This window comes from uncultured Aquincola sp. (assembly GCF_964001545.1).
Taxonomy (GTDB): Bacteria; Pseudomonadota; Gammaproteobacteria; order Burkholderiales; family Burkholderiaceae_C; genus Aquincola.
In genome coordinates this window covers 1-2,633 of sequence record NZ_CAXFDV010000850.1, presented here as the reverse complement: position 1 = coordinate 2,633, position 2,633 = coordinate 1, and the positions used below count along the sequence as shown (strand labels likewise).

Sequence of the window (2,633 nt, the reverse complement as noted above, 5' to 3'; positions counted from 1 at the left end):
CCGCAGTGGATCGACCGCGACCGCTTCGTGCTCAGCAACGGCCATGGCTCGATGCTGCTGTACGGGCTGCTGCACCTGAGCGGTTATGCGCTGCCGATGGAAGAGCTCAAGCGCTTTCGCCAACTGCACAGCAAAACCCCCGGACACCCCGAGGTGGACGTGACGCCCGGGGTGGAAACCACCACCGGCCCGCTGGGCCAGGGCCTGGCCAATGCGGTGGGCATGGCGCTGGCCGAAAAGCTGCTGGCCGCCGAGTTCAACCGGCCGGGCCACACGGTGATCGATCACCACACCTTCGTGTTCTGTGGCGACGGCTGCCTGATGGAAGGCATCAGCCATGAAACCTGCTCATTGGCGGGCACCTGGGGCCTGCACAAGCTGGTGGTGTTCTACGACGACAACGGCATCAGCATCGACGGTGCGGTGAGCGGCTGGTTCGCCGACGACACGCCGGCCCGCTTCGAGGCCTATGGCTGGACCGTGCTGCGCGACGTGGACGGCCATGACGCCGAGCTGCTGGACGCCGCCATCGACGAGGCGCTGGCCAGCGACAAGCCGGTGCTGGTGTGCTGCAAGACCGAGATCGGCCACGGCTCGCCCAACCGCGCCAACACCGCTGACGTGCACGGCGCGCCGCTGGGCGCGACCGAGATCGCACTGACGCGTGAGCGCCTGGGCTGGCAGGCTGCGCCCTTCGAGGTGCCCGAGGCCGTGGCCCAGGCCTGGGACGCGCGCGCCGACGGTGAAAGCCGCTACTGCGCCTGGAAGGCGCGCTTTGCCGCGTATGCCGAGGCCTACCCCGAGCTGGCCCATGCGCTGCTGCAGCGCACCGCGGGCCGCGGCGGCGGCGCGCTGGAAGCGCCGGCCGAGGCCGCCTTGGCCCAGGCCATCGAAGAAGCCGAAGCCCGGCGTGCGGCCATCGCCACGCGCAAGGCCTCGCAAGACTGCCTGAACGTGTTCGGCCCGGCGATGCCGGCGCTGCTGGGGGGATCGGCCGACCTGACCGGTTCCAACCTGACCGACTGGCGCGGCCACCAGCCGCTGACCGGCCGGGGCACGGGCAACCATGTGCACTACGGCGTGCGCGAGTTCGGCATGGCCGCGGTGATGAATGGCATCGCGCTGCATGGCGGCTACCGGCCTTATGGCGGCACCTTCCTCACCTTCAGCGACTACGCGCGCAATGCGCTGCGCATGTCGGCGTTGATGAAGCTGCCGGTGGTGCATGTGTTCACCCACGACTCCATCGGCCTGGGTGAAGACGGCCCCACCCACCAGCCGGTGGAACATGCCAGCAGCCTGCGGCTGATTCCGGGCCTGGACGTGTGGCGCCCCGCCGATGCCACCGAAACCGCGGTGGCCTGGCGCGCCGCGCTGCGCCGCAGCGACGGGCCGGCCGCGCTGCTGCTCACGCGCCAGGCCCTGCCGCATGCGGGCGACGGCACGCCGCGGGCCGAGGACATCGCCCGCGGGGCTTATGTGCTGCGCCGCCCGGCGAATGAACGCCTGGTGCTGCTGGCCAGCGGTTCCGAGGTGTCGCTGGCGCTGGCCGCGGCCGACCGGCTGGCGCAGCAGGGCGTGGCGGCGCGTGTGGTCTCGGTGCCCTGCCTGGACGTGTTCGACCGCCAGGACGCCGCCTACCGCGCCGAGACGCTGCCGCGCCACCTGCCACGCCTGGCCATCGAAGCCGGCAGCACCGGCCTGTGGTGGAAGTACGTGGGCGAGCAGGGCGACGTGATCGGCCTCGACGGCTTCGGCGAATCGGCGCCCGCGGCGCAGCTGTTCAAGCTCTTCGGCTTCACGCCCGAGGCGGTGGTGGAGCGGGCGCTGCGGCTGCTGCCGGCACCCGCCACCGCAACGGAAGCCCCGCGCCCGCTGGCCACTGCCTGAACACCGACCGCATCCCTTTCACCTCAGGAGAACCAAGATGGCGATGATCTCTTTGCGCCAGTTGCTCGACCATGCGGCCGAGCACGGCTACGGCGTGCCGGCCTTCAACGTCAACAACCTGGAGCAGATCCAGGCCATCATGCAGGCCGCGCAGCGCACCAACAGCCCGGTGATCCTGCAGGCCAGTGCCGGTGCCCGCAAGTACGCGGGCGAGCCCTTTCTGCGCAAGATGGTGGAGGCCGCGGCCGAGATGTACCCCGACATCCCGATCGTGATGCACCAGGACCATGGCGCCAGCCCGGCGCAGTGCCTGCAGTCCATCCGCTCGGGCTTCACCAGCGTGATGATGGACGGCAGTCTGCAGGAAGACGCCAAGACGCCGGCCAGCTACGACTACAACGTGGACGTGACCCGCCGCGTGGTGGAGATGGCGCATGCGGTGGGCGTGTCGGTGGAAGGTGAGCTGGGCTGCCTGGGCTCGCTGGAATCGGGCCTGGCCGGCGAAGAAGATGGCGTGGGCGCCGAAGGCGCGCTGACGCACGAGCAGATGCTCACCGACCCCGAGCAGGCCGCCGACTTCGTGCGCCAGACCGGTGTGGACGCGCTGGCGATTGCCATCGGCACCAGCCATGGCGCCTACAAGTTCAGCCGCCAGCCCACCGGCGACATCCTGGCCATCGACCGCATCAAGGCCATCCACCAGCGCATCCCCGACACGCACCTGGTGATGCACGGCTCCTCAT

Annotated in this window: 2 protein-coding genes; both read left to right on the top strand. The window is 70.2% G+C overall.

Annotated elements, in window-relative coordinates; translation table 11 throughout:
* A partial coding sequence (tkt, locus tag ABNT58_RS29410; protein WP_348756894.1) for a transketolase occupies nucleotides 1–1,890 on the top strand: 1,890 nt, incomplete at its 5' end.
* Nucleotides 1,891–1,927: 37 nt separating this feature from the next.
* Nucleotides 1,928–2,633: ketose-bisphosphate aldolase (locus ABNT58_RS29405; RefSeq protein ID WP_348756893.1), on the top strand; the 706-nt coding region annotated here is incomplete at its 3' end.